The organism is Chryseobacterium sp. SC28, assembly GCF_003932955.1.
Taxonomy (GTDB): domain Bacteria; phylum Bacteroidota; class Bacteroidia; order Flavobacteriales; family Weeksellaceae; genus Epilithonimonas.
On the sequence record NZ_QOVY01000001.1, the window covers coordinates 121,294 to 146,630 of the forward strand.

A 25,337-nucleotide genomic window follows, 5' to 3' on the forward strand; every position below is an offset into this window, starting at 1 on the left:
TGTAAAGTTATAAAAATCGGTTCTAAAAGAAATTTTAGCGTATTGATTTTTCATCATTCATCCCTATTTTTCATTGCCAACTTTTTATCGATCCAAATGGTTGCGAAGGGGAAAAATGCTGCCATCAAAGCAAATACAAATTCCTCATCGTCCCAGGCAAAGATCTTCCTGCCGGGTAGCAGAAGCAAAAGGTACAAACTGAAAAATAATCCGTGGATATTGCCGATAATGATGATATAAATCGTTGGGAGCAACTCATCGTGATTGGTTCGGATCCAGATCATTGCAGTAAAAAGCAAAAACCACGAAATGGCTTCTGCAACGCAAATCTGGTGGAACCATTTGATGATTTTTTCTTCAGGATATTTTGAAAAAAATTTTTGGATGATGTTCATATCAAGGCAAAGATAAGGGAAAAACGGAGACTTCAGAACGAATTGCGATCAGCTTTTTATTTGTAAAACGAAGAACCATCGAGATATTCAAAAACTTCCGGAGGCAGCATTGGGCGCACGTTTTTGCCAGATTTTATCATATTACGGATCTCTGTGGCAGACAATTCTATAATCGGTGCATCGATGAGATGAATATTTTCGTGTTGCAGATAATCGTTTTTTGTTTTGTCATCCGAAATCCTCGGATACACGATTATTTGATATCTGTCCAACAACAATTCGTGGTTTTTCCATTTGTGAAGATTTCCCAGATTGTCTTCTCCCATAATTAAGGCGAAGGAATAATCCGGATATTTTTCTGTCAAATACGTCAATGTATCGATCGTGTAGCTGGGAACCGGCAACGAGAATTCGACATTCGAGGCACGCATTTTCGGATAATTTTTGATGGCCAATTGCACCATATCCAGACGATTATGGTCCCGAAGCAAAGATTTTTTGTCCTTCAGTGGATTTTGCGGGCTGACGACAAACCACAGCTCGTGCATATCAGAATTTTCAAGAATATAATTTCCCAAAATCAAATGCCCAATGTGAATGGGATTGAAAGTACCAAAAAAAAGGCCGATCTTCTTGCGGTTTTCCAAAATTTTAAGCGTTTTTTGAACCTCAAATTTAGAGAATTAAAATGTCTTGATAAAGTATTCTCTCACCATTTCTTCGGCAAGAAAACCTCAGCCAGCATACATCTCGCGCTGCCGCCGCCGTTGGTTTCTATGGTTTCCAAATCCGAATAGACGATTTGGCAATAATTTTTGATGGCCGAGATTTGGTTTTGATTTAAAGATTGATAAGCCCTTTGACTCATTACCAAAAATTTTTCGCCCGACCTATTTTGAACTTCGAGCATATTTCCTGCAAAATGCTGCATCTGCTCTTCTGAAATCTCCAATAGTTCTTTCCCCGATTTTTTGATAGTATCGGCCACCTTTTGACGTTCTGCTTCATCATCGATGCAATTCAAACAGATCACGACAAAATGCTCTGCAACGCTCATCATCACATTGGTATGGTAGATGGGCAATCTTTCGTTTCCGGCATTTTGGTAAGAATGGAAGACGACCGGTTGGAAGCCAAACTCGCTGCAGAATTTTCTGAAAAGACCTTCATCCAGCCGCAAAGAAACCGATCCGTACGCGATTTTGTTTTCGTGGTCGAAAATCATACTGCCTGTACCCTCTAAATATTTATTGTCTTTTTCCGCACTTGAATAATCCACCACTCTGCTGACCTCAAATTGTTCTTTGATCTTGTCGATAATATCAAGCCGCCTTTCCAAGCGTCTGTTTTCGGCAAACATCGGATAGAGAACGACCGTTCCGTCGTGGTGAAAACTGACCCAGTTGTTTGGAAAAATAGAATCCGGCGTTTCGGGATCTTGCGTATCTTTTATGACGATGACCTCAATGCCTTTTGAGCGCAGTTTCTCTACAAAAGCGCGGAACTCTGCAAGTGCTTTTTTCTGAACATCGCCTGTCTGCCGCTTCTGGAAGTAATTATTGACTGCTGTTTGCGTATTAAAACCGAATGCCACGGGCTCGATCATTAGAACCGTATCTGTAGTTTGCATTTTTAAAATTCAATAAAATATAAGTAAAATTATTCTCTAACCAGTGGAAGCGTAGAACATCGCAATAGTCCGCCCATTTTTGAAATCTCCCGATAAGGAATTTCTTCCACCGTGATGCCCCATTCGTTGCGAAAATGATCGTTCATCCGGGTGAAAGTTTCATCGGAAACCACAACATCTGGCGCAATGGAAAATACGTTGGGGAACATCTGAAACATCTCTTCAGTATTGATGTGAAAGCAGTTCTCTTCTCCAAAAATATCTATCACCAATTGGTAATCGTCCTCATCTACAAATCCGCCTTTGTAAATCACACATTTGTCTTTTCCGATGGGATTAAAAGTGCAATCCAAATGCAAAATGCCCTCGTACGGATCGGTATCATTTTTTTTAAGATCGAGGTCGATGATTCTTTTCTTTGGAAAATATTCTTTCAATATTTCAATGGCATATTCGTTGGTTCTGGCGGTTTTCAGGTTTCGATAATCCGGGCTGTAGCTGGTCCCGATGAACAGAAACTCGTCCCAAACGATGACGTCGCCGCCTTCGATGTGCGCTTTTTCCGGAAGATTGATGACGTTTCTCCAAGAGACTTTGTCGATGATATGCCGGTAAGCTTCCTGCTCATCGGCGCGATCTGGGATGATATTGGAAATAATCATTTTGTCCTCGATGACGAAGGCGACATCGCGGGCAAAAACCTGGTTGTAATCTTTAATAATTTTCGGCCGGAAGACCTCCACGTCATATTTTTTCAAGACCTTTTCGAATTGGGTCATCTCGAAAATGATGTCTTCTTCTTTGGGATAGGTATTATGGGCGATGCTGTAGTAGGATTTGGCATCGTAGCTTTCTGCAAGCGTAGGAATCGGACCGATGGATTTTGGTTGTCCTAGAACGACGGATTTCAGCTTTCCTGTTTCGTTTTTAATATTAAGTTGGATTGACATAGGATTGTAAGTGGAGCAAATATAATTAAAGCATTCCAAAAAAGGAAGAATGCGCAATAATATCTCATTACAAGCAGTATCGGGGGTTTCTGCGTGAAGAATATTAACTATGTTGACAAAAAATAATCCCCAAAACAGCGTTTCAGGGATTATCAATCGTTTCAGAAAGAGAATATCTATTATCTGTTATTCATATCCACATAATCTCTTGGTGTAGCACCTTGGTAGATTTGTCTTGGTCTGCCAATCGGGTCACCTTTGAGTCTCATTTCCCGCCATTGGGCAATCCATCCCGGCAATCTTCCTAAGGCGAACATGACGGTGAACATTTCAGTCGGGATTCCTAAAGCTCTATAAATGATTCCTGAGTAGAAATCTACATTCGGGTATAATTTTCTTTCGATGAAATAGTCGTCTTCCAGCGCCACTTTTTCCAATTGCATCGCGATGTCTAAGGCTTTATCGTGAACTCCTAAGGAATCAAGAATGTCGTCGGCCGCTTTTTTGATGATTTTCGCTCTTGGATCAAAGTTTTTGTAAACGCGGTGTCCGAAGCCCATCAGACGGAAGCCATCGTTTTTGTCTTTGGCTTTTTCCACCCATTTGCTCACGTCGCCCCCATCTTTTTCGATCAGTTCCAGCATTTCGATTACCGCTTGGTTGGCACCGCCGTGCAACGGACCCCAAAGTGCAGAAACGCCCGAAGCAATCGATGCGAAAAGTCCCGTATGTGCGGAACCTACCATTCGTACCGTAGAAGTCGAGCAATTTTGCTCGTGATCGGCGTGTAGGATCAGCAATTTGTCCAAAGCCGCTACCACGACCGGATCCATCTGGAATTCCTGATTAGGAAGTTTAAATGTCATTTTGTAGAAATTTTCTACATAATTCAGGCTGTTGTCTCCGTGGTTGATGGGCAGGCCTTGCGTTTTTCTGTACGTCCACGCACAAAGGTGTGCAAATTTTGCAATCATTAATTCCGAGGCATGATCCAGATCTTCTTTGGATTTAACATTCACGGCAGTGGGATTAAAAGCCGTAAGCGCAGAGGTCATAGAAGAGAGAACGCCCATCGGATGGGCAGAACGAGGAAAAACATCGATTAACTTTTTAAGCTCGTCGGCAACAAAATTATATTTCTTGATGCTGTTTTCGAAGTTGGCGAACTGCTCTGCGTTGGGTAATTCTCCGTGAAGCAAAAGATACATTACTTCCGTAAAATTAGAGTGTTCCGCAATCTGCTCGATTGGATATCCTCTGTACAGCAGTTCTCCTTTATCGCCATCCAGATAAGTGATTTCACTGATTGTAGCGCCCGTATTTTTGTAACCAAGATCCAAAGTGATTAGTCCCGTCTGATCTCTCAGTTTGGAAATATCTATGCCTCTGTCTCCGATGGTGCTTTCTACGATCGGGTACTCGTAATTTTTCCCGTCGTAATTTAATATAACCTTGTTGTCTGACATTTTAAAAACTTATTTTATTGTGTTAAATATAACACTTTATGTTGAAATAGTCAACTGAGAAAAGTCATATCAGGCAATTGATTTTATGGATGCCTGTAATTGAGCAATCTAAAGGACATCAACTCCTCAAACTTATAAGTATAATTAATTGATTATCAATTGTATTAAATTAAAAAAGCATTTGAAATATTCCAAATGCTTTCCATAGTGATTTTTGGTAAAAATCTTATCTTTTGATTTTGAAAGCGTCTAATCCCGGGAAAATGGCAGTTTCTCCCAATGCTTCTTCTATTCTGAGGAGCTGATTGTATTTCGCCATTCTGTCGGATCGGGAAGCTGATCCGGTTTTGATCTGTCCGCAGTTTTGTGCCACGGCAAGATCGGCGATGGTAGAGTCTTCCGTTTCTCCGGATCGGTGAGACATCACGGTGGTATATCTGTTCTGTTGCGCCATTTGCACGGCAGCCATCGTTTCGGAAAGAGAACCGATTTGGTTTACTTTCACCAAAATTGAGTTTGCAATGCCCTGATCAATACCTCGCGCAAGTCGTTCCACATTGGTCACGAAAAGATCATCGCCCACAAGTTGGACTTTGTCTCCAAGTTTGTCTGTCAGCAATTTCCAACCTTCCCAGTCGTTTTCCTGCATGCCGTCTTCGATGGAGATGATCGGATATTTATTTGCCAAGTCGGCCAAATAAGAAACTTGCTCGCTGCTGCTAAATTGGGCGGCATCCGGTGTTTGGAATTTTCGGTAATCGTAGATTCCGTCTTTGTAAAATTCTGAACTGGCGCAGTCCAAGGCAATCATCACATCGTCGCCGGGTTTGTATCCAGCCTTCTCGATCGCTTGCAACAAAGTATCCAAAGCGTCTTCCGTTCCTTTGAAAGTGGGTGCAAATCCGCCCTCGTCGCCAACAGCTGTGGACAAGCCTCGGCCGTGAAGGATAGATTTCAAGTTGTGGAAGATTTCGGTTCCTTTCCTCAAGGCGTGCGAGAAAGAATCTGCTTGCACCGGCATTATCATAAATTCCTGAAAAGCGATGGGCGCATCGGAGTGCGATCCGCCGTTGATGACGTTCATCATCGGGACGGGCAGTGTGTTGGCATTGACTCCGCCTACATATTTGTAAAGCGGCATTCTGAGTTCATTGGCCGCTGCTTTTGCCACGGCTAAAGAAACACCCAAGATCGCGTTGGCGCCTAATTTTCCTTTATTAAAAGTTCCATCAAGATCGATCATCACGGCATCTATCAAATTTTGTTCGAAAACCGGCAGACCTATCAATTCCGGAGCGATGATTTCCTTTACATTTTCTACCGCTTTCAAAACTCCTTTTCCAAGGAATTCCGGCGCACCGTCTCTTAGTTCGATGGCTTCGTGCTCACCTGTAGAAGCGCCAGAAGGCACTGCTGCACGGCCCATTGCTCCACTTTCTGTGAAAACGTCCACTTCTATCGTGGGGTTTCCTCGGGAATCTAATATTTGTCTTGCTTCGATAAATGAAATGTAACTCATTGTCTTGATGTTGTTTTAAGATTTTTATTTTTGACTTTTGTTTAAAGCATGACAAATTTAAGCATTTTTAGTGTTATGAACTGAATGACTTTTTACATTTTAATGCTATTTTCACGGACTATTTCAGTATTCTGTACTTCACTTTTACGATGCCGTCATTCAGATTTGCTATTTTTTTGAAGGCTCCTTGGCTGAGGTCGAATGCCCGGGAAGGCTTTAGAGGACCACGATCGTTTACTTTGATGACCACCGACTTATTGTTCGCAATATTGATGATTTCTACCCTGGTTCCAAATGGAAGTGTTTTGTGGGATGCGGTGAGTTTAGAATGCCGATAGGTTTCCCCGCTCGAGGTTTTCCGGCCGTCAAATTTATTGGCATAATAGGAAACGGTTGTGGTTTTATATCCTGAAAAGTTTCTGGAATCGCGGCTCGCACTGCAGGAAATAATAAGTCCTAAAAAAAGCAAGCAACACGTTTTAAACAAAGTTTTAAATAAAGTTTTTTTATTTTCAAGCAAGGTTTTGTTCATTGGAATTGGGATTAATATTGCAATCAGAGTTCAAGTGCGTGGTTCTATTTTGTTTATCTTGCAAAAACTTCTATCTTCGAGACAAAATTAAAGAAGAACCTCGAACATAATTATTTTTAAAATGAATTACGAAAGTATAAAATTAAGCATAGAAAGCAAAATCGCAGTGGTAACCATCAACCGGCCGGAGAGTCTCAACGCTTTGAATGCCCAAGTCTTCAATGATCTGGACAGCGTTTTCGATGATTTGGAATCGGAACCGAGCGTCAATTGTATCATTATTACGGGAAGCGGCGAAAAAGCCTTCGTGGCGGGCGCTGACATTAAGGAATTCCCTTCCTTGAACCAAGATCAGGCAAAACAACTTTCCAAAAGAGGTCACGATGTCTTCAATAAAATCGAAAATCTCAGCAAACCGGTTATCGCAGCCGTTAATGGATTTGCGCTCGGCGGCGGATTAGAATTGGCGCTTGCATGCCACATCCGATATGCCTCAGAAAATGCCAAATTAGGCTTGCCCGAAGTCACATTGGGACTGATTCCCGGCTATGGCGGCACCCAAAGATTGCCCCAATTAATCGGAAAAGGATTGGCAAACGAAATGATCTTCTCCGCTAAAATGATCACCGCAGAAAAGGCAAAATCTATCGGTCTGGTGAATGAAGTGTTTTCTCAGGAAGAGCTGATTTCCAAGACAAAGGAATTGGCAACGCTGATTGCAAAAAATTCGCCACAAGGGATTGCAAAAGCCATCAAAGCCGTCAATGCCAGCGACTCGGACAATGGAATGGAAACAGAAATCAATTCTTTTGGAGACCTCTTCGGCCAAGAAGATTTCAAAGAAGGTGTTTCGGCTTTTTTGGAAAAGAGAAAGCCCATTTTCAAATAAATTTTGATAATGGATTACAACAAATTCGATATCGCCTATCTCAAAATGGCGGCAGAATGGCGAAACCTGTCTTACTGCAAGCGGAAAAAAGTCGGCGCACTGATCGTAAAAGACCGGATGATCATCTCCGATGGCTACAACGGCACACCCTCCGGATTTGAAAATATATGCGAAGACGAGCAAGGCAAAACGCACTGGTACGTCCTTCATGCAGAGGCCAACGCCATCCTCAAAATTGCAAGCAGCACGCAATCCTGCAAAGATGCCACACTCTACATCACGATGTCGCCCTGCAAAGAGTGCAGCAAACTGATCCTGCAAGCGGGCATAAAAAAAGTGGTTTATATGACCAATTATTCAGACGACAGCGGACTGGAGTTTTTAAAAAATGCCGGAATCGAAATTCTAAACATTACGGAACAGGAACTTTATCTTTTGTGAACAAAAACGCATAAAAGAAAACTAAAAATCACAAAATGAACTGGGCCGAAAAAATAAACGATTTCTCCAATTTCCTTCGGTTTGAAAAAAATTTTTCCGACAACACTATGGATGCTTACCTTCGAGACATCAAAAAACTCGAAAAATTCGCGAATACGGATTTGGACGAGATTTCTCCGCAAGACATCAGCTACGAAAACCTGCAAGAATACCTTTATCAATTATCAAAAAAAAGGATGAGCGAGCGCTCGCAAGCCCGCGGCATCTCCTCTATTAAAGCATTTTTCAAATTTTTGCTGGAGGAGGAATACCGAGAGGACAATCCGGCGGCACTCTTGGAAACCCCGAAACTGGGGCTCTACCTACCCGACACCTTGAGCATAGAAGATGTGGACAAAATCATAGACAGCATAGATACCGACACCGATATTGGAATAAGAAATCATTGTATTTTGGAAGTGCTATACGGCTGCGGTCTTCGCGTTTCGGAGTTGGTGAATCTCAAAATCTCCAACATCAACTTCAAAGAAAACTATCTGCTGGTAGAAGGAAAAGGCGACAAAACACGGCTCGTGCCACTGGCGACCACCACCGCCGGCTATATTCTAAATTATATTAAAACCGTCAGAAGCCAAGCCAAAATCAGCAAAAAATCGCAGGATATATTATTCCTGAACAACCGCGGAAACCGTATGTCCCGCGTCATCGTCTTTATCATTATAAAAGATTTGGCGCAAAAAGCAGGCATCAACAAAAATATTTCGCCGCACACCTTCCGGCATTCTTTCGCCACGCATCTGCTGCAGAACGGCGCCGATCTTCGGTTTATTCAGGAAATGCTGGGCCACAGCAGCATTACAACCACTCAGATTTACACGCATCTGAAAACCGAGGAGTTGAGAGACGTCATCATCCAATTTCATCCTCGAAACAAAAAAGCGATCTAAATTCTGAGGAAATCGGCTCAAGTGGGATTTTTCGCATTTTTTTTCAGTAATTTTATACGATGAAAAATCTGACATTCTGCCCCAAATGCGGACAAGAAACTTTACAATGGGATCACATCAGCAAGTTCAGTTGCAGCCACTGCGATTTTGTGTTGTTCCACAATACCGCCGCTGCAGTAGCCGTGATCATACAATGTGAAAACGAAATATTTTTTACCGTGCGAAATCAGGAACCGGGCAAAGGAAAACTCGATCTACCGGGCGGCTTCAGCGATCCAAAAGAATCTGCCGAAGAAACCTGCGCCAGAGAACTAGACGAAGAATTGGAACTGAAAATTGATATTCGAAAGCTGAAATATCTGGGCAGCCGACCCAACATTTATCCTTATAAAAACGTCGATTACAACACGATGGATTTATTTTTTCTTTATAAAGTGGAAGAAAAGTTCGAGATCCAGTTGGAAGAATCTGAAATATCAGCCGGCACTTGGATTGCAATTTCTGAAATCGAAATTGACAAGATTGCTTTTGAGTCGCAGAAAGATTTTATCAAAAATAACTTGGAAAAGTTTCAATAAAAAAACCGGCTCGTAGGAAAACGAAACGGTTTGCTTTTACCGAAAAAATTCCAAATTAATTTCGGGCTTCTTTCTTTTTCCACTTAATGTTGCAGCCCAAGCTCGGTCTTTGCAAATCTTCTTGCGCTTGTCCTGCCAAATGATTTTCGAAGGCGATAATCAAATCTTCGCCGGTGATTTCCTTTTGATTTCCGGGTCGCGAGTCGTCCATCTGCCCGCGGTAGATCAGTTTTAAATCGTCATCGAAGAAATAAAAATCGGGCGTGCAAGCGGCATCATAAGCCTTCGCAACATCCTGACTTTCATCAAATAGATAAGGAAAGTTGATGTTTTTTTCCTGTACAAATTCCACCATCTTCTCCGGAGAATCCGCCGGATATTGATCCGCATCGTTGGCGTTGATGCCAATAAATTCGATGCCTTGCGATCGATAATCTTCGTACAATTCCTCCAGTTTATCAATGATATGAAGCACAAACGGGCAGTGATTGCACATAAAAACTATTAAAGTTCCTTTTTTTCCTTTCAACGAATCCAAACTTTGAATTTCGTTGTTTTTCGCGGGATTTGGAAGGCTGAAGTCCGGCGCTTTTGTGCCTAAAGCCAGCATATTGGATGGTGTGTTTGACATAAATTTTTTGTTTAAAGTAAGATATAACAATTTACCAATTCGCAAAATGGTCTCACTAATAAGTATTTAGGGCATAATGGATGGCAAAGATAAGGCTTCTGAAAGAGAATTATCAAAACGGACCCAATTCACATTTTCCAATTTGCGATTCCAAGTCATTTGACGTTTGGCGTATCGGCGCGAATTTTTCTTGATTTCGGAAACGGCGAACTCCAAATCCCATTCGCCATCAAAATATCGAAACAATTCCGCATAACCGACGGTTTGCAGCGCCACTTTATCTCTGTCTGCAATTAATCCTTTAGCCTCTTCCAGCAAACCTTTTTCCATCATTTGATCCACACGGCGGTTGATTCTTTCGTAGACGATTTCTCTCGGCGCGTCGATTCCGATTCTGATGGTTTCGAAATCCCGTTTTGGTTTTGGCAAACTAAGATTTTCGGTGTAGGTTTTTCCCGTTTGCCAGATGATGTCGATCGCACGCAGAAGTCTTCGCGGATTATCTTTATCTACCGTTGCAAAATATTCCGGATCCATTTCTTGTAGTAATTTTTGCAAGGCTTCGATGCCTTGATTTTTTAAAATTTCATTCAATTTTTTTTGATGATCTTCGTCCGCTTCTGGCAGATCGTTCATTCCTTCGACCACGGCTTTTTCGTACATTCCGCTGCCACCGACCATTATGGCGATATCTTTTTCGGCGAAGATTTCGTTGAGTTTTTTCAAAGCATCTTGCTCATATTGCCCGATGGAATAATAATCATCAATGCTCAAATTGCCCACAAAATAATGTTTTGCCTCTTCCAATTCAACTTCGGTTGGCATTGCCGTTCCGATTTTCAGTTCCCGATAGAATTGTCGCGAATCGCAGGAAATAATCTCTGTGTCCAGACGCTTTGCCAAATCGATGGCCAATCTGGTTTTGCCGATTCCGGTAGTTCCGATGATGGATATGAGACGCTTCAAGCAAAATATTTTTGCAAATTTACAAAATGAGATTCACTTTTTTAATCAGCACAACAGTCGCATAAGACATTTGTAGATAAGCCCCAAAAAGCATAGTTGAAACTTTTTTATAACTTTTTGGTTGCTATTATTGATAAAAACTTTGTGACTTTTAGGGTAGAAAAACATCGGTAATATGATTAGAAAGTTTCTCAATTATTACTTAATTTTACCGTCATTATGGCTTTAAGACTTCCCAATTCCAAACTTCCAAATGTTGGAACCACCATTTTTACAGAAATGTCTATGTTGGCTCAGCAGGAAAACGCCGTGAACCTTTCGCAGGGATTTCCGGATTATCTGCCGGATGAAAATTTATTAGAATATTTGGGTGATTTTGCAAAGAAGGGTTACAATCAGTATGCGCCACTGTTCGGGATTATAGAACTGCGCGAAGCGATTTCTGCAAAATTCAATTCGCAATATCAAGTGGATTATCATCCTGCTTCCGAAATTAATATCACGGCTGGCGGAACGCAAGCCATTTTCACAGTGATTTCTGCTTTTGTGGAAAAAGATGACGAAGTGATCATCTTCGAACCCGCTTACGATTGCTATGAACCGGCGATTATTCTGAACGGAGGCGTTGTCAAAAATGTCAAAATGCATTATCCGGATTATGAAATCCGTTGGGAAGAAGTGAAAAATCTAATAGGCGAGAAGACAAAAATGATCATCCTCAATAATCCCAATAATCCAACGGGGAAAATCTTGAAACAAAACGATATTGATGAATTAATCAAACTGGTAAAAAATACAAACATCATAATCCTTGGCGACGAAGTTTATGAAAGCATTACTTTCGACGGGAAAAAGCATTTGACCTTAGCCCGATATCCCGAGCTGAAAGAAAGAACCTTTGTTGTAGGCTCTTTTGGAAAATTACTTCATATTACCGGCTGGAAAATTGGATATCTTGCCGCGCCCGAAGAGTTGATGAAAGAGTTTCGGAAAGCGCATCAGTTCAATGTTTTTTGCGTGAATACGCCGGCGCAATATGCGATTGCGAAATATTTGGAAAATATGAAAGATTTTTCCGAAATTTCTACTTTCTTCGAAGAGAAAAGAAATTATTTCAGGAGTGCATTATCAGCAACGTCTTTTCAATTGTTGGATTGCGAAGGGACTTATTTTCTATCCGCCCACTTTGGTTCGATTTCTGATAAGCAAGACAAGGATTTCTGCCATTGGCTGACGAAGGAATATAAAGTTGCGACCATCCCATTTTCGGCGTTTTACCAAGATCAAACCGACGAAAAAGTGATTCGGTTTTGTTTTGCAAAAAAACAGGAAACGCTGGACAAAGCGATAGAAAACTTATTAAAAATAAACTAAAAACAATCAAAATTTATGAAAAATTTACTTTTAGCTGCCGCATTACTGATCGGCGTCAGCGCTTTTTCTCAAAGCAAAATGAATCCTACCAAAGTATCCTACCCGCCTGCCGATGCGAGTCCGATGGATGCGACTTATTTTCCACTTCAGGTGACGTCTTCCAAAACAGAAACCCCGAAAGTGAAAGTCTTGTACTCGCGACCGCAAAAAAAGAACAGGGTCATCTTTGGAAACCTCGTGAAATATGGAGAAATCTGGAGAATGGGTGCCAATGAAAACACGGAAATCAAATTCTACACACCGGTAAAAGTGGGCGGAAAAGACATTGCTGCCGGGACTTACAGCCTCTTCGCCATCCCCAATGAAAAAGAATGGACCATTATCCTGAATTCGGACATCGATAAGTGGGGCGCTTATTCCTACGACAAGAGCAAAGATGTCGTACGGTTCAATGTGCCGGCTGAGAAAGTGTCCTCGCCTATTGAATATTTTTCGATCTCGTTTGTACCAACCAAGTCGGGAGCCGATTTGTACGCCGCTTGGGACAATACGCAAGTGAAGTTCCCCATCGAGTTTCAGTAATATTTTTGAGCTTAATCATCGATAAGTCTTATCATTTTTTGATAGGACTTTTTTATTTGTTAAAGCACTGAAAACTTTTGTCGATTTTTGCCAAGGGGCAGCTGTGTTGCATTTATCTTCGAACCAAAAAGGTCAAATAAGTCCCGCTCCTAAGGCTAATGAAATTATGATTAACATTACTGCCACGAGTGTCTGTATAAATTTCAACGTCACCTTTTTCAGAAGGCGGTTTCCAATGAATGCGCCGAGAATTCCTGCGAGGGTCGCCGGTATTACGACCTTAAGATTTTCAGTAAGTCCCGCTTTTGTGAATCTTGTTGCATAAACAGATAGGCGCGTGAAGTCCACAAATGTGGATACGACTACTGCTGTGGCAACAAAAGATTCTTTTGATAGCCCGGCTCTAATCAGAAATGCACTTCTCAGCGCGCCCTGATTGCCCGACAGTCCGCCGAAGAAACCGCTTAGAACACCGCCCAGCGCTAATTTGTCTCTACCAAATTGAAGTTTGCCAAAATAAGGAATAAGATCCATGCTCGCAAAGATGATGAGAAGTACGGAAATAATAAATTTGACGGGATAAACTTCAAATGTATTTCCGTTTATTTGATAAGTGAACAAAGGATGGCTGTCGGGAATGTGCAGTAAAAGCAAAGCACCTACAAATGCCCCCACTACTGCAGGAATACCAAAGCGCAACAAGACTTGCTTGTCCGCATTTTTGCCAACCAAAACCAATTTGAAAATATTATTAAAGAAATGCACGATGCCCGTTAAGGCGATGGCTAAATCTACCGGAAAGAAAATCATAAACACAGGCGTAAGGATGGTTCCCAAACCAAAACCTGAAAAGAAAGTGAGAATGGCCACTAGAAATGCGGCAGCAGAGATGATAATAATTTCCATTTTCTACGAATTCTTGAGTTTTCTGTCAAGAGACCAATAGCCGGCGCCTTTGATTATTAAAAAAATAGTACCGATGGTCATCGCGAAGTCTGCTCGGTATTCGTGTGCCATCGTCCAAAAACCCTTATCTATGAGAATGGGATATTTGGTGGTGACGAAGGCGACGAGCATAATGATCAAAAGAGGTACGGAGGCAAGCCGCGTAAGGAAGCCCAATAAAATCATAGTGCCGCATAAAATTTCAAAAGAGGCGGTGAACTGCGCCCAAAACCCGGGATGGCAAAACCCTATTTTTTCAAAACGACCCGCTCCCAGAAGCTCCGGGAACGTCAATTTCTGAATACCTTCCGACAGAAAAACGGCTCCTACGAGCAACCGAATCAAAATCGTGCTTTTTGAATAATCTGTACTAATGATTTTATCGAAAAATTTCATTATGATTTGTTTTTTGAATTTAGTCGGGGCGGAATAACTTAGTTTTTGCCGAAATTAAAAAAAATAGCTGTTGGCAGTAGTAGTTTTATCCTGCAATTTTTACCTTGCTGTTTAAGATTTCTACATTAAAATTCACTTTAGCTTTTAACGCACTAAAAACTCTCAAAATTGTTTCGACTGTAACGTTTGTAGGATTGTTTTCAAGTTTTGATATTTGTGCTCTTTGAACTCCGATTAATTTTCCCAGTTCTTCTTGCGTCATATTTTTTTCAAGGCGGACTTTTTTAATTAAATCCCCGAGAATTTCCATTTGAAGTTCTTGTTCGTAAAGCGTTCTTTTTGCAGTTCCAACTTCGCCCATAAATTCATCTTTTATTTTGTCGAAAGAGAACATTTCTAATTCTTTTTCTTTATTTTTCATTTTGCTTATTTTTAAATTTAAAATATCTCAATCTTATTTTTTCTGCTTTTTCTATTTCTTTTTCAGGGGTTGATTTTTTTCGTTTTGTAAGAAAATGTTCTTTAGGGATTCTGAGAAACTATTTCTGCCAACATTTACGAACTTGCTTACAATGTAGATCCCTCAACATCAAGCCATTACAAATATACACCAAACTTTAATGTTGTGCCAAGTTCAATCCGAGAACTGCAGTTGAATTTTGCACTGAACCCGCAACTTTTACCACACCGCTGTTGGCCGGTGCTGTTCTATCAGTCGTCATTTTGTTTAATAATGTTTTTTAGTTCGTCTATTGTCAATGGTGGTTCTTGCCGGTGTAGCATTGAATGACAATTTGGGCAAACTGGAATTAGGTCGTTAATTGGATTCACTTGATATGCTTTTCCAATTTGCGAAACAGGTGTCAAATGATGAACGTGTATAAAACCTTTACCAATTTCTCCATATGTTTTTTCGAAGTCAAAAGTGCAAACGGCACAAATGGCTTTCCAATGCTTTACGCAAAGTTGTCTAGCCTTTGAATTTCTTTCGTATGAGTTTACCGTTATTGTCCGCTTAATACCTTCAAAGAGTTCTTCTGTAATTTCTGTTGGAAGTTCGTCCGGATAAATTTCCTCTCCTGTCAAGCCTGTTGCTATTAAGGCTTCAACTAATTCAGGTCGTAATTGCCAAACAAATTTTGTCCCTTCGTACCAGCCGTTAAAAAACAAATCCCAAAACTTGAATTTTCCAGAACTTCTTGCCGTAAATTCTATGTGATAATGTTTCGCAATACGTTTTGCATAGCGTCCAATTTCAAGATTTAGTGGGGGGTGAGTTGTTTCTAAAATTAAGGCAATTTGACTTGCATAAGCTTTGTAATCTTGAAACGAATACAAGGCTTGAAAAATTGCTAAATCAAGTTCATGCGTTAGTTTTTCGTTCCGCAGTATTTCAGTCCATTCCAAACTGTTTGGTTCAGCTGATTTTGAAAATATTGTCTTTAAGTTCTTTTGTTCGCTCTTCTTTCTCGTCATTTTTTTCAAAGATTGGTTTGGATAGTGTTTCCTTAATTGTAACTCTCATTTGGCTTCCAAGTTTTAGCTTTCCCGAATGGAAAAAGCAAAGCAAAGTTTATCATCAAAGTTTGGTTTTTCGTTTTCAATTTTACGCAAAACTTTTCAGCCTTCAACTTTAAGAAAATATAATGCGTATGGCCTCTTATTCGAAAGTTTATGATTTTAATTTAGGACTTAAGCCCTAAAAATTGCTGGGTATTGCGAAATCTTAATAAAATACACGAGCTAAAAGTGCGTTAAACTATATTTTTTGTAATTATTTTTTACCTGCTAACTCAGGCTTGTGATCTCAATTTTGTTTTTAAAAATGATAATTTAGGCCAGCGGCAGGGAAAGTAAATTTGTCGCTTAAAAAGCTATTAGCAATAAACTGAAATATTACTAATCAATTTTTTTGGGAGCGACTAATTACCATATTCAAATTTCATTGATAATCCGGCATTAGAACTTCCTCCAACCATGACCTTGAAAGTTCCGGCTTCGACTACAAATTCGTGCTGATGATTGTAAAATCCAAGTTCTGCATCTGTTAGTGCAAACGTTATCGTTTTTGTTTCGCCAGCTTTCAGTTCTGCCAGTTCAAATCCTTTAAGTTCTTTTACAGGTCTTACCACAGAGGCAAACTCGTCGTGCAGATATAACTGTACCACTTCTTTACCCGTAACTTTACCTGTATTTTTCAGATCTACACTTACAATGATTTTTTCTCCTTTAGCAAAAGATTTTTTATTGACTTTCAGATTAGAATATTCAAAAGTTGTATAACTTAAGCCGTACCCAAAAGGGTAAAGCGGAGTCTTGTCGACATCGGAATAATGGCTCCAAAACACATTATTATCCTTGTCCATAAATCTTCCGGTACTGTAATGGTTGTAATAGATGGGAATCTGACCAACATTTCTGGGGAAAGTCATGGGTAATTTTCCACTCGGGTTATAATCCCCGTATAAAACTTCTGCCACGGCATTTCCTGTTTCTGTGCCCAACTGCCAGCATTCTAATATTCCGGGAATTTTCTCTGCTGCCCAGGAGATTGATAATGGGCGACCGTTGGTAAGGACTAAAACAATATTGGAATTAACTTTATAAATTTCTTCTAAAAATTCCTGCTGAAGACCGGGCAGATCAATATTGGTTCTGCTTCTAGCTTCCCCGGACGAAAAACCGTGCTCTCCTAAAACCATAACGACGATGTCGGCCTCTTTCGCCGCTTTTTTTGCTTCTTCAAAACCACTTCGGTCTGTCATATTATATTGCACTTCGGTTAAGAACGTTGGTTCTACTTTTGTGATTTCGAGCCCTTTGACATACTTTAAAGAATTGCCTTTATATTTCTGTAAACCCTCTAATACTGAAACGGCAGTATCATCGTCTGCTGCGATCCTCCAACTTCCCAAAGGCGAGTTTTTACTTTCTGCCAAAGATCCTAAAACCACAATGTTCTGCCCCGATTTTTTGAGCGGTAGAATGTTCTGGTCGTTTTTAAGTAATACAATAGATTTTTTTGCGATATCCAGAACCGCTTCCCTGTTTGCTTTGCTTCCGATGATTTCCTTTTCTCGTTTTTCATCCAGAAAGCGGTAGGGATCATCGAATAGTCCCAATTCAAATTTAACCCTCAAAATTCGGCGCACTGCATCATCTACGTGCTCTTGTTTTACTTTTCCCGTTTTTACTAAATCAATCAGATAAGGAACATAAATGCCACCTTCCATATCCATATCCGTACCCGCTTCTACCGCCGATTTTGCTGCTTCATTTTCGTCTTTTGAAAATCCCCAAGGAATCATTTCCTTAATGGAAGCCCAATCTGAAATTACAAATCCTAAAAATCCCCATTTCTTTTTTAATACATCCCGCAAGAGATATCTATCTGCGGTAGCGGGAATTCCATTGATGGTATTAAAAGAGGTCATCACACTTTTTATGCCGGCATCGACGGCGGCATTAAACGGGGGCAAAATCTGGTTATAAAGAGTATTGGTACTGATTTCAGCTGCATTGTATTCCAAAGCGCCGTCCACAAAACCATAGCCTGCGAAATGTTTCGCAGTTGCAGCAATTCTCAAAGGCGATTTAAATGTATTATCGCCCTGAAAACCTTTAACCCGTGCAATGGCAATTTTACTTCCCAGAAATGGATCTTCTCCCGCGCCTTCCATTACTCTGCCCCATCTTGGATCCCGGGAAATATCCATCATAGGACCGAATGTCCAGTTGATCCCAGACGCTGCAGCTTCGGAGGCTGCTATTTGTGCAGATTTTTCTATGGCTTTCAGATCCCAACTTGCAGCTTCTGCAAGAGGAATAGGACTTAGGGTTTTATAGCCGTGAATGACATCAAATCCAATAATCAAAGGAATTCCTAATCTGGTTTGTTCTACTGCAATTTTTTGGACGGCTTTCACCTCTGAAACCCCTCGCACGGTAAGCATAGAACCCACCAACCCTTTTTTGATATTTTCATATTTTTGTTCAGCGGTTCCGCCCACCGGCGCAGGACCCGTCACGTCCCAGAATCCGTTGTACTGATTCATTTGACCTACTTTTTCTTCTAATGTCATCTTAGACATCAAAATATCGATTTTCTTTTCTGTTTCGGGATTCAGCTGTTGTTGTGCATTTATCATAGTTGTCAAGCTCATCATCATTGTTATGGTAAAAAATTGGGTGAATTTCATTTGTTAAGTGTTTGTTAAATGTGTATTTAAAAATTATTTGATGGTTTCATTGCTGTACACCGAAGCTGGCAGACCGGCCTTGTTGAAAAGATCGGGAAATGCGTCGTTGCTCCAATTGTAGCGTACCAAAGCAGGATCTTTGACGCTTTTTGCTTCTAGAATAATTTGGTTCCCAATGATTTTAGCTTTTGCTTTCACAAAGTTTTTGTCACTTCCGGCTATTTCAAACTGGTCGGATGTCTTGTTTTTAAAATGTAAGCCGTCTGCAAAATCTAAAGTTAAGATGGCTTTATTACCTTTAAATTCTAAGGACTTCCAAGTAGGAAAACCAGCAGGAAGATCTTTATGATAAACATCTTTCAGCACCAAATTAGCAAGTCTAATGCCCACAGGCTTTTTTTCCTTTGGGTGAATATCGTCGATCATAGAATAATCTGAGATAACTACCAAACCTGAATTTTCTACATTTTGAGAAACTTTTCTTTGGATATTTTTAATCTGTGCTGTCGCGTCTCCAAATCCTTTGAAAGATGCTATCTGGATAATATAAAATGGAAATTTATAAGCTCTGTTTTGACGCCAGGAACCGATAAGAGAGGTCAAAAGCTTTTCGTAAGAATTCGGATTTGCGGTATTGGTTTCACCTTGATACCAAGCCGCTCCTGCAATTTTGAAATCATTAAAAGGTGCGATCATTGCATTGTACACAACAGAAATGTTGCTGGGGCAATATTCGTTTTTTGACGATTGTATCGTCTTGAAACTTTCCGCCAAATCGGGTTGCTGATCAAAAATGTATTTTGGCGTCCAAATTTCCGCTGCACTCCCTCCCCATGCCGAACAGATAACGCCGACCGGAACACCGACCAATTCGCTGTGGAGCTTTTGGGCAAAAAAATATCCGACTGCGCTGAAATTTTTAGCTGTCTCTGTTGAACAGATATTCCAATTTCCAATAATGTCTGTCTGCGGGCAATCGGCGGCAGATTTTCCGACGGTAAATAGACGTATATATGGGTAGTTGGCATTTGCCATTTCGCTGTCGCCATCTTTGATTCCCCAAGCTGCGCTCATTTCCATATTGGACTGCCCCGACATGAGCCAGACCTCTCCCAACATGACGTTCTGAAGAACCACCTTATTGTAACCTACTAAAGAAATAATGTAAGGCCCACCCTCGGCGGGGGTGTTGAATGTAATTTTGAAGGTGGCATCACTTTTTGCTGTCGCGCTGTACTCCTTGTCTAGAAAGTCTGCGTTGAGGGTTATTGTTTCTGCAGGATCTGCGTGACCCCAAATGGTTACTTCGGCGTTTCTTTGCAAAACCATATTGTCGTCGAAAATAGCAGGGAGATGGATATTTGCAAAAGCGAACCCGGTAATGATCAAGAATGAAAGTTTAAGAAATGATTTCATTTTAAAGTTTTAATTTTTGAGTAATTTTTCATAAAAAGGAAAAAGCAATTCTGCCATTTTTTTGTGGTCTGATGCGCTTGGATGATGGCCACAGCCTTCGGTTTTCATTTCCGGAAATTCAAAGATTTCGACAGGAGGATGCAGCTTATCATTGATAAAAAAACTTTTTATTTCACGGAGACATTCTACAAAAAGTTTGTTTCGCTCGCCGCCAACCATTGGGCTATTGAGTAAGGCAATTCTGGTGTTAGGATACAGCTTATATATATTTTGGATGAATTCTATATACTCCAGAACAAATCTACCCCTATCGAAGGGAGAGCGCTGTTTCGTACCATCGCCAAGGGACAAATCGTTTGTTCCCAGACATATGCTTACGAGATCAGGTTGGTAATCATTTTCAAATTTTTCTGGATTGTCTTTTCTTAAATATAAATAAGGATAGACTTCCGGTAAAGTATTTTCTTCTTCCGGCTCGGAATTCCAATTTCGGTATATGCCATATCCTGAAACGGAACTCAATAAAAAATTAGTCCCCAACATTCTTGAAACCACAGGGCCATAAGCCAAATAAGCGTTGTGCTGGTCAAACCACTGTCCTTGTCCACAAGGAAGCGCGGTTTCATCATTTCCAAATCCGCAGGTAATGGAGTTTCCTATGAACTCGATTTTCTTTTTAGCGAGTGCTGGGCTCGGAAGCGCTTCGATCTCGGAAACATCTACTATAACTTCTCCCATTGCGGCTTCAGTCGCTTTGAAGATCTTGATGTCATGGATATTTGTAGATTTATTGGCCTCAAAAGTAAATAACTTAAAATCATTGTTATCAACTTTGATTCTTCCAATATAAATTCCGTCTAATTCTACTGAAATATAATTGTAATAATTTTGATGTGGATTGTTTTTCAGTTTGATACCGGTGGAATTTCCTTTGAAACTGAATTCAACTGATGAAGCAGACCCCGAGAGTGTAGCTGTTGTATTTGATGTTTTTTCCACTCGGCCTTTCCATTGAAATGTCGGAATATACTCGCCTCTTCGATTGAATTGTTTTAAGTATTCTCTGGTTTTGATACCTGATTCATTCAGATCTGACTGTTTCCAGTTTCCGGTGGATGAAGCTGTGGGCAAAAGCATGGAACAGGTTTCTTTTTTGTCAGATATCGACCAAGTGATCCAGCTCAGTTTTCTTTTTTCCATCCAGTCAAAATATTTCTGCCATTCCCGATAATCAATTTTTCCGTCGCCGGTTGCTTCCATTCCTGCAGATTCTGAGACAAAAACGGGAATTCCGGAATTGATAGCAGCATCGGCCAGATCACGAAGTTCTTTTTTGTGGGTGCCGGCATAGAAATGCAACGTGTACATTATGTTGGAAACATTTTTTATGGGATTTTTTTGGACAAGATCAAGCCTTTGATCCCATTCTGGGGAAGGGACCAAAATCAAATTGTGGGGGTCATTTTTTCGGATGGTTCTAATAATTTCTTCGGCATATTCTTTTACCTCTTGCCAAGATTGTTGTTCGGGCTCGTTGAATATTTCGTAAATGACATTTGGATATTTACCGTACTTTTTAGAAACTTTGTCGAAGAATGTACCTGCTTCATCGGGGTGGATTTTATGGGTATGCCAATCGATAATAACATAGACACCTTCTTTGATGGCAGCTTCTACAACGGTTTCTATGTTTTTATAATTCTCTTTTGGATTTTGGAGATAAGCACCTTCTGGATCTATTCCTAATGCTGCACGAACTACATTGACATTCCAATCGTTTTTAAGCCATTTGACGGTACCTTTCGTGTAGAATCTGGAGTGCCAGTTGTTCCATCCGAAACTTGTGCCTACCAATCTTATCGGCATTCCTTTATGATCCGAGAGCTGAGTTCCGATAACGCGTAATTGCCCTATTTCGTCCACCGGCGTTTGTGCTAACTCGAGAGAAAAAACGAAAACATATAAGAGTAAAATTATTTTTGAAAATTTCATAATCATTGATTTTTTTTCAAAGTTTTGCGAGGTTTTCAGGTACCATAAGCGCGTATTGGGTCTTATGCAAATAAAATTGAAATCTGAATTACTGATAAAGTTTCATCTTTCTGGCATCCTTCTCAAACCATGTATTTTTGTCTTTATAGAATTTTATAAAATCCTTTTCTGCCGGGTGACCTCTAAATGGGAGATAATATTCCACTTCATTACGATCGGGTTTAAAGCCAGCGTTTCTCCAAAACAACACATACGAAAACTCATGCTTATCAAAAATAGGTTTTAAAATTTTCGTAAACCAATATTTGTCAGGTATTTTATTATAGCCTATCTCACCGATTGCGGAAATTTTCTGATGCTCTTTGGCTGCAATGTTCATCACTGAAAGCAGTGTGTCCAACTGTTGCAAAAATTTGTTTTCATCTTCTGATGCCGATCGTTGATAGGTATCAAATGAAAAAACATCTACATACTTATCACCCGGATATCTTCTAATAAATTCCTCCACCGTAGAATAATCTGCACTTGTATTATATTCGATAATGAGATTGTGTATTTTTTTTGTTATTCTTAAATAATCGACAGAAAACTTGAAGAGTTCTTTGTATTCATCATCCGAAGCAGAATTGACACCCCACCAAAACCAAGTTCCCGTGTGCTCATGAAATGGGCGCCACAAAATGGGAATCGGTTCTCCATTTTTTCCTTTTAAATCAAGGAAAAATGCAGCCACTTTATCTAGATAATCTTCTAAAATTTTGTTTTTACTACCTGCAGGCAAAATATCTTTTATTGAGGTGCAGGAGGTGTCCCACGCGTTATTCCCTGTAATCGGATTATTGGTATGCCAGCTGAGTGTAATAATTCCACCCCTCTCATATCCTTCCCGGATATATTGTTTTATTTTATCGAAAGGAACACCGTCAAGATTTTTATCTCTTCCTAATTCCAGATCGCCTAATTCCCAACCGTAAACAGCAGGAAAATCTTTCACTACATCTTTTACATCGCTTTTCCCCTCCTGATATTTCCAATAAACGCCATACGCCAGATCATCCTGATGCCCCACAAAATAGCCCTCAGCCTGAGCTTTTACCAAATTGTTATAAAGGTTTACAGTTTCTTTGGTGGCTTCCGGATCCGACAGTCTGTATTGCGCATTAATGATCGACAATAGATTGATTGATATGATGGTAAAGATGGTCTTCAAAGTATTTGGCTCTCGGAGCTCCTTTTATTTGGTTTGTCCTTATGGATTAAATTTCACCTGAACGTCATCCACATACATTATTCCAGTAGCTTCGTTTAAAGCAATCATAATTCTATATTTTTTAGAACCATTTGGGATTTCCAGAGTTTTGGAAAACATCTGCCAGTCCCCGGAGCCCAAAACAGAGAATATCGTCTGATCTTGAGAGGTCTTTTTGCTTCCGTCTGAAGTGAATTCTACAATCATTACGCCTTTGTTCCAATCGTTCTTGCCTTGTTTTAGATCTTGGGGCTTAGCATAAGCGGAAACACTTATGGTTTGAGCATCCGCAGGAATGTCAGCTATTTGATCTATACCCGTCCACACGGGATTTTGCGAGGAAAGCTTCAGGCTTTTTTGACCTTCATATTTTTCTTCAGAAACTACTTCCGCACCTCCTCGCCATCCTTCTAATCCTTTTTCAAAGTTTCCGTTGCTTAATTTTAAAAATTCTAACGGGGTAGCATCTTTAATGACAGCTACTGGATATTGGTTAGTTTGCTCTTCCAAGATTATGTTATAATCTTGCGTTGAAAGTGGAATGACCTGAATCTCATCAAAATAGAAAGTCCCTGTGCATTCGGATAATGCCAGCATCAATCTTCCTGAACGGGAGTGGTCAACGGGAATTATCTTTTTTACCAATTGCCATTGCGTAGTTCCCTCCAATTCTGCAATATTTTGATTTTTGCCGGCCATTTCAAGAACCATTACCGCTTTGTTCCAACTGTTTTTCCCTTTTTCTACTCCGTCTGCTTTTAGCCATGCGGATACTTCTACAGCAGCTGTATTTTTTGGAATGATGAATTCCTGATCTATTCCTTTCCACTGCGGCGAAACAAATTCGGAAATACAGCCTGCATTTGCGCCATTTTTTTTGGTGTAAGGATTGATGGTGAGGATATTTTCGCCACGCCAAAACTCTGAATTAAGTTCAAATCCCCCATTTTTGATTAGGTTTTTCTGTCCGAATGTGAAAAGTGAGGATGCCAACGCGATTGCACAAATTATTTTTTTCATTGGTCTTCTTTATTTCTTTTTAGTATCTCTAAGCAAGCTCTTCCATTGTGATATGGACATTTCCAAATACCTGTTTTGTCTTTATTCAGTCTTTTGTGATTCTCGTCGATTCCCCAAAACCACTCTCCATTTTTGTGATCGATGATATATTCATCAACGAAGATCCAATTTTTATAAACAATGTTCAAATAATTTTTATTTGCTGTCAGTTGGTAGGCATTCATAAATCCGATCCATAGTTCTGCCTGCGGCCACCAGTGTTTCTCGGCAATAAGTTGATTTTTCTGGGGGTCATATTCATACCAAAGACCACCATCTGCGTCCAAACCTTCGAGAGTGGCATCTGCCATTTTTACAGCGTAAGACTTAAAAATATCTATTAGCCGATTGTCTTCAGAAACTTCTGCACACCACTGCAGGAGCCAAGAAGCCTCGATATCGTGCCCATACGAGATAACATCTTTTTTCTCTACCCAGTTTTCATCAAAAAAAAGTTTGAGGTGCCACTTTTCTTTATCAATGAAATAAAGATCGATAATATCTAAAAGTTGAGTCGTATTCTTTTTTAATTCCTCATTTTTCCAGACCGTATAAAGATTGGCAAAAGCCTCTGCGATATGAAGATGTGTATTCATTGTCTTTTTTTCATTGGCGTCTTTATCACTGAGTCTTACATCTTCAATCGCTTCCCAATCTTTCGTATAAGCCTCAAAATAACCACCTTTATACCGGTCGAAACTATGCTCTTGAATACTGTGGTATAGACTAACTGCCAAATCCAAAGCGTCGTGATTTTTGGTCACCTTATAAAATTCGCTAAGACCATATATGGCAAATGCCAAGGCGTAAATTTGATTTTTAGTTTCCTTTGGCGTTCCGTCTGCATTAATGCTCCAATAGATTCCTTTCTGGAAAGGATTATAGAATTTAGTTCTAATTTCTTCAAAAGCCCTCTGTGCTATTTTAAGATGTTCGGAATTTTGTGTTATAGGATAGGCTGCAGAGAAAGTCCATAAGATCCTGGCATGCATTACCGAACCTTTTTCAGCTTTTGGATTTTTGCTTTCGTCACTGTCAATTTTTCCGATGAATCCTCCATTGGCATCATCGAGGGTGTTCTGAGCCCAATAATCAAGGATATGATGAAGTTCTTTTTCGACTTCTTTGATGATTGCTAATGATGACATTTTAATTGAAATTTTAAAAATGCAATGTTTTGG

General features: G+C 40.2%; 25 protein-coding genes. 6 read left to right on the forward strand and 19 right to left on the reverse strand.

Going from position 1 to position 25,337, the window contains the following annotated elements; genetic code table 11:
* Positions 1-53 precede the first annotated feature (53 nt).
* The 7 genes from DTW91_RS00550 to DTW91_RS00580 all read right to left on the reverse strand — a co-directional run bounded on the left by DTW91_RS00550 (position 54) and on the right by DTW91_RS00580 (position 6,492).
* The gene (locus tag DTW91_RS00550; protein WP_125201471.1) at positions 54-395 is read right to left on the reverse strand and encodes a DUF3817 domain-containing protein; all 342 of its coding nucleotides are present in this window, start codon (positions 393-395) and stop codon (positions 54-56) included.
* 56 nt (positions 396-451) lie between these two features.
* Entirely contained in the window at positions 452-1,042 is a 591-nt protein-coding gene (gene nadD / locus DTW91_RS00555; protein WP_125201472.1) for a nicotinate (nicotinamide) nucleotide adenylyltransferase, read from the reverse strand.
* Between the two features lie 62 nt (positions 1,043-1,104).
* On the reverse strand, positions 1,105-2,025 hold the full coding sequence (ctlX, locus tag DTW91_RS00560; protein WP_125201473.1) for a citrulline utilization hydrolase CtlX: 921 nt from the start codon (positions 2,023-2,025) through the stop codon (positions 1,105-1,107).
* A 29-nt stretch (positions 2,026-2,054) separates the two neighbouring features.
* A complete protein-coding gene (locus DTW91_RS00565) occupies positions 2,055-2,969 on the reverse strand; it encodes a dimethylarginine dimethylaminohydrolase family protein (RefSeq protein ID WP_125201659.1) in 915 nt (304 codons plus the stop codon).
* Between the two features lie 185 nt (positions 2,970-3,154).
* Entirely contained in the window at positions 3,155-4,441 is a 1,287-nt protein-coding gene (locus DTW91_RS00570) for a citrate synthase (RefSeq protein WP_125201474.1), read from the reverse strand.
* 226 nt (positions 4,442-4,667) lie between these two features.
* Positions 4,668-5,960 carry a phosphopyruvate hydratase gene (gene eno, locus DTW91_RS00575; protein WP_125201475.1) on the reverse strand — a complete coding sequence of 431 codons (1,293 nt, stop codon included), beginning with the start codon at positions 5,958-5,960 and terminating at the stop codon, positions 4,668-4,670.
* 118 nt (positions 5,961-6,078) lie between these two features.
* On the reverse strand, positions 6,079-6,492 hold the full coding sequence (locus DTW91_RS00580) for a septal ring lytic transglycosylase RlpA family protein (RefSeq protein ID WP_125201476.1): 414 nt from the start codon (positions 6,490-6,492) through the stop codon (positions 6,079-6,081).
* A gap of 121 nt (positions 6,493-6,613) precedes the next feature.
* Between DTW91_RS00580 and DTW91_RS00585 the strand changes: the two genes are divergently transcribed.
* From DTW91_RS00585 to DTW91_RS00600, 4 genes are read left to right on the forward strand one after another with little or no spacing between them, the layout of a single operon-like run.
* Entirely contained in the window at positions 6,614-7,381 is a 768-nt protein-coding gene (locus DTW91_RS00585) for an enoyl-CoA hydratase/isomerase family protein (RefSeq protein WP_125201477.1), read from the forward strand.
* Positions 7,382-7,390: 9 nt separating this feature from the next.
* Positions 7,391-7,822 carry a deoxycytidylate deaminase gene (locus DTW91_RS00590; protein WP_125201478.1) on the forward strand — a complete coding sequence of 144 codons (432 nt, stop codon included), beginning with the start codon at positions 7,391-7,393 and terminating at the stop codon, positions 7,820-7,822.
* A gap of 35 nt (positions 7,823-7,857) precedes the next feature.
* Positions 7,858-8,769: a site-specific tyrosine recombinase XerD gene (xerD, locus tag DTW91_RS00595; RefSeq protein ID WP_125201479.1), complete on the forward strand. Its 912-nt coding sequence runs from the start codon at positions 7,858-7,860 to the stop codon at positions 8,767-8,769.
* A gap of 59 nt (positions 8,770-8,828) precedes the next feature.
* Positions 8,829-9,347 carry an NUDIX hydrolase gene (locus DTW91_RS00600; protein WP_125201480.1) on the forward strand — a complete coding sequence of 173 codons (519 nt, stop codon included), beginning with the start codon at positions 8,829-8,831 and terminating at the stop codon, positions 9,345-9,347.
* A gap of 55 nt (positions 9,348-9,402) precedes the next feature.
* Here DTW91_RS00600 and DTW91_RS00605 read toward each other — a convergent pair whose 3' ends face one another.
* Positions 9,403-9,978 carry a thioredoxin family protein gene (locus tag DTW91_RS00605; protein WP_125201481.1) on the reverse strand — a complete coding sequence of 192 codons (576 nt, stop codon included), beginning with the start codon at positions 9,976-9,978 and terminating at the stop codon, positions 9,403-9,405.
* Positions 9,979-10,044: 66 nt separating this feature from the next.
* Positions 10,045-10,944 carry a tRNA (adenosine(37)-N6)-dimethylallyltransferase MiaA gene (gene miaA / locus DTW91_RS00610; RefSeq protein ID WP_125201482.1) on the reverse strand — a complete coding sequence of 300 codons (900 nt, stop codon included), beginning with the start codon at positions 10,942-10,944 and terminating at the stop codon, positions 10,045-10,047.
* A gap of 219 nt (positions 10,945-11,163) precedes the next feature.
* On the opposite strand from miaA, the gene DTW91_RS00615 reads away from it, so the two are divergent.
* On the forward strand, positions 11,164-12,318 hold the full coding sequence (locus DTW91_RS00615; RefSeq protein ID WP_125201483.1) for a methionine aminotransferase: 1,155 nt from the start codon (positions 11,164-11,166) through the stop codon (positions 12,316-12,318).
* A gap of 15 nt (positions 12,319-12,333) precedes the next feature.
* On the forward strand, positions 12,334-12,900 hold the full coding sequence (locus DTW91_RS00620) for a DUF2911 domain-containing protein (protein ID WP_125201484.1): 567 nt from the start codon (positions 12,334-12,336) through the stop codon (positions 12,898-12,900).
* Positions 12,901-13,032: 132 nt separating this feature from the next.
* On the opposite strand, the gene DTW91_RS00625 is transcribed toward DTW91_RS00620, so the two are convergent.
* The 10 genes from DTW91_RS00625 to DTW91_RS00670 all read right to left on the reverse strand — a co-directional run bounded on the left by DTW91_RS00625 (position 13,033) and on the right by DTW91_RS00670 (position 25,304).
* The gene (locus DTW91_RS00625) at positions 13,033-13,806 is read right to left on the reverse strand and encodes a sulfite exporter TauE/SafE family protein (protein WP_125201485.1); all 774 of its coding nucleotides are present in this window, start codon (positions 13,804-13,806) and stop codon (positions 13,033-13,035) included.
* Between the two features lie 3 nt (positions 13,807-13,809).
* Positions 13,810-14,241, reverse strand: coding sequence for a DoxX family protein (locus tag DTW91_RS00630; RefSeq protein ID WP_125201486.1), 432 nt, complete (start codon positions 14,239-14,241; stop codon positions 13,810-13,812).
* Between the two features lie 85 nt (positions 14,242-14,326).
* Positions 14,327-14,662 (reverse strand): helix-turn-helix domain-containing protein, encoded by a 336-nt coding sequence (locus tag DTW91_RS00635; protein ID WP_125201487.1) that lies wholly within the window; start codon positions 14,660-14,662, stop codon positions 14,327-14,329.
* A gap of 290 nt (positions 14,663-14,952) precedes the next feature.
* Complete coding sequence (locus DTW91_RS00640) at positions 14,953-15,717, reverse strand: HNH endonuclease (protein WP_125201488.1); 765 nt, start codon at positions 15,715-15,717, stop codon at positions 14,953-14,955.
* A gap of 446 nt (positions 15,718-16,163) precedes the next feature.
* A complete protein-coding gene (gene bglX, locus DTW91_RS00645; RefSeq protein WP_125201489.1) occupies positions 16,164-18,440 on the reverse strand; it encodes a beta-glucosidase BglX in 2,277 nt (758 codons plus the stop codon).
* Positions 18,441-18,473: 33 nt separating this feature from the next.
* Positions 18,474-19,856: a sialate O-acetylesterase gene (locus DTW91_RS00650; RefSeq protein WP_125201490.1), complete on the reverse strand. Its 1,383-nt coding sequence runs from the start codon at positions 19,854-19,856 to the stop codon at positions 18,474-18,476.
* Between the two features lie 9 nt (positions 19,857-19,865).
* The gene (locus DTW91_RS00655; protein WP_125201491.1) at positions 19,866-21,848 is read right to left on the reverse strand and encodes a cellulase family glycosylhydrolase; all 1,983 of its coding nucleotides are present in this window, start codon (positions 21,846-21,848) and stop codon (positions 19,866-19,868) included.
* 88 nt (positions 21,849-21,936) lie between these two features.
* Positions 21,937-23,058, reverse strand: coding sequence for a glycoside hydrolase family 26 protein (locus DTW91_RS00660; protein WP_125201492.1), 1,122 nt, complete (start codon positions 23,056-23,058; stop codon positions 21,937-21,939).
* 39 nt (positions 23,059-23,097) lie between these two features.
* Positions 23,098-24,117, reverse strand: coding sequence for a carbohydrate binding domain-containing protein (locus tag DTW91_RS00665; RefSeq protein ID WP_125201493.1), 1,020 nt, complete (start codon positions 24,115-24,117; stop codon positions 23,098-23,100).
* Positions 24,114-25,304, reverse strand: coding sequence for an AGE family epimerase/isomerase (locus DTW91_RS00670; RefSeq protein WP_125201494.1), 1,191 nt, complete (start codon positions 25,302-25,304; stop codon positions 24,114-24,116). Before DTW91_RS00670 ends, DTW91_RS00665 begins: the two co-directional genes overlap by 4 nt.
* Between the last annotated feature and the right edge of the window lie 33 nt (positions 25,305-25,337).

What these genes read in the sequence shown, in the direction of transcription:
- DTW91_RS00550 (WP_125201471.1), bottom strand. Translation starts at nt 395, where the DNA reads ATGAACATCATCCAAAAATTTTTTTCAAAATATCCTGAAGAAAAAATC.
- ctlX (WP_125201473.1), bottom strand. Translation starts at nt 2,025, where the DNA reads ATGCAAACTACAGATACGGTTCTAATGATCGAGCCCGTGGCATTCGGT.
- DTW91_RS00570 (WP_125201474.1), bottom strand. Translation starts at nt 4,441, where the DNA reads ATGTCAGACAACAAGGTTATATTAAATTACGACGGGAAAAATTACGAG.
- eno (WP_125201475.1), bottom strand. Translation starts at nt 5,960, where the DNA reads ATGAGTTACATTTCATTTATCGAAGCAAGACAAATATTAGATTCCCGA.
- DTW91_RS00580 (WP_125201476.1), bottom strand. Translation starts at nt 6,492, where the DNA reads ATGAACAAAACCTTGCTTGAAAATAAAAAAACTTTATTTAAAACTTTG.
- DTW91_RS00585 (WP_125201477.1), top strand. Translation starts at nt 6,614, where the DNA reads ATGAATTACGAAAGTATAAAATTAAGCATAGAAAGCAAAATCGCAGTG.
- DTW91_RS00590 (WP_125201478.1), top strand. Translation starts at nt 7,391, where the DNA reads ATGGATTACAACAAATTCGATATCGCCTATCTCAAAATGGCGGCAGAA.
- xerD (WP_125201479.1), top strand. Translation starts at nt 7,858, where the DNA reads ATGAACTGGGCCGAAAAAATAAACGATTTCTCCAATTTCCTTCGGTTT.
- DTW91_RS00600 (WP_125201480.1), top strand. Translation starts at nt 8,829, where the DNA reads ATGAAAAATCTGACATTCTGCCCCAAATGCGGACAAGAAACTTTACAA.
- DTW91_RS00605 (WP_125201481.1), bottom strand. Translation starts at nt 9,978, where the DNA reads ATGTCAAACACACCATCCAATATGCTGGCTTTAGGCACAAAAGCGCCG.
- DTW91_RS00615 (WP_125201483.1), top strand. Translation starts at nt 11,164, where the DNA reads ATGGCTTTAAGACTTCCCAATTCCAAACTTCCAAATGTTGGAACCACC.
- DTW91_RS00620 (WP_125201484.1), top strand. Translation starts at nt 12,334, where the DNA reads ATGAAAAATTTACTTTTAGCTGCCGCATTACTGATCGGCGTCAGCGCT.
- DTW91_RS00625 (WP_125201485.1), bottom strand. Translation starts at nt 13,806, where the DNA reads ATGGAAATTATTATCATCTCTGCTGCCGCATTTCTAGTGGCCATTCTC.
- DTW91_RS00630 (WP_125201486.1), bottom strand. Translation starts at nt 14,241, where the DNA reads ATGAAATTTTTCGATAAAATCATTAGTACAGATTATTCAAAAAGCACG.
- DTW91_RS00635 (WP_125201487.1), bottom strand. Translation starts at nt 14,662, where the DNA reads ATGAAAAATAAAGAAAAAGAATTAGAAATGTTCTCTTTCGACAAAATA.
- DTW91_RS00640 (WP_125201488.1), bottom strand. Translation starts at nt 15,717, where the DNA reads ATGACGAGAAAGAAGAGCGAACAAAAGAACTTAAAGACAATATTTTCA.
- bglX (WP_125201489.1), bottom strand. Translation starts at nt 18,440, where the DNA reads ATGAAATTCACCCAATTTTTTACCATAACAATGATGATGAGCTTGACA.
- DTW91_RS00650 (WP_125201490.1), bottom strand. Translation starts at nt 19,856, where the DNA reads ATGAAATCATTTCTTAAACTTTCATTCTTGATCATTACCGGGTTCGCT.
- DTW91_RS00655 (WP_125201491.1), bottom strand. Translation starts at nt 21,848, where the DNA reads ATGAAATTTTCAAAAATAATTTTACTCTTATATGTTTTCGTTTTTTCT.
- DTW91_RS00665 (WP_125201493.1), bottom strand. Translation starts at nt 24,117, where the DNA reads ATGAAAAAAATAATTTGTGCAATCGCGTTGGCATCCTCACTTTTCACA.
- DTW91_RS00670 (WP_125201494.1), bottom strand. Translation starts at nt 25,304, where the DNA reads ATGTCATCATTAGCAATCATCAAAGAAGTCGAAAAAGAACTTCATCAT.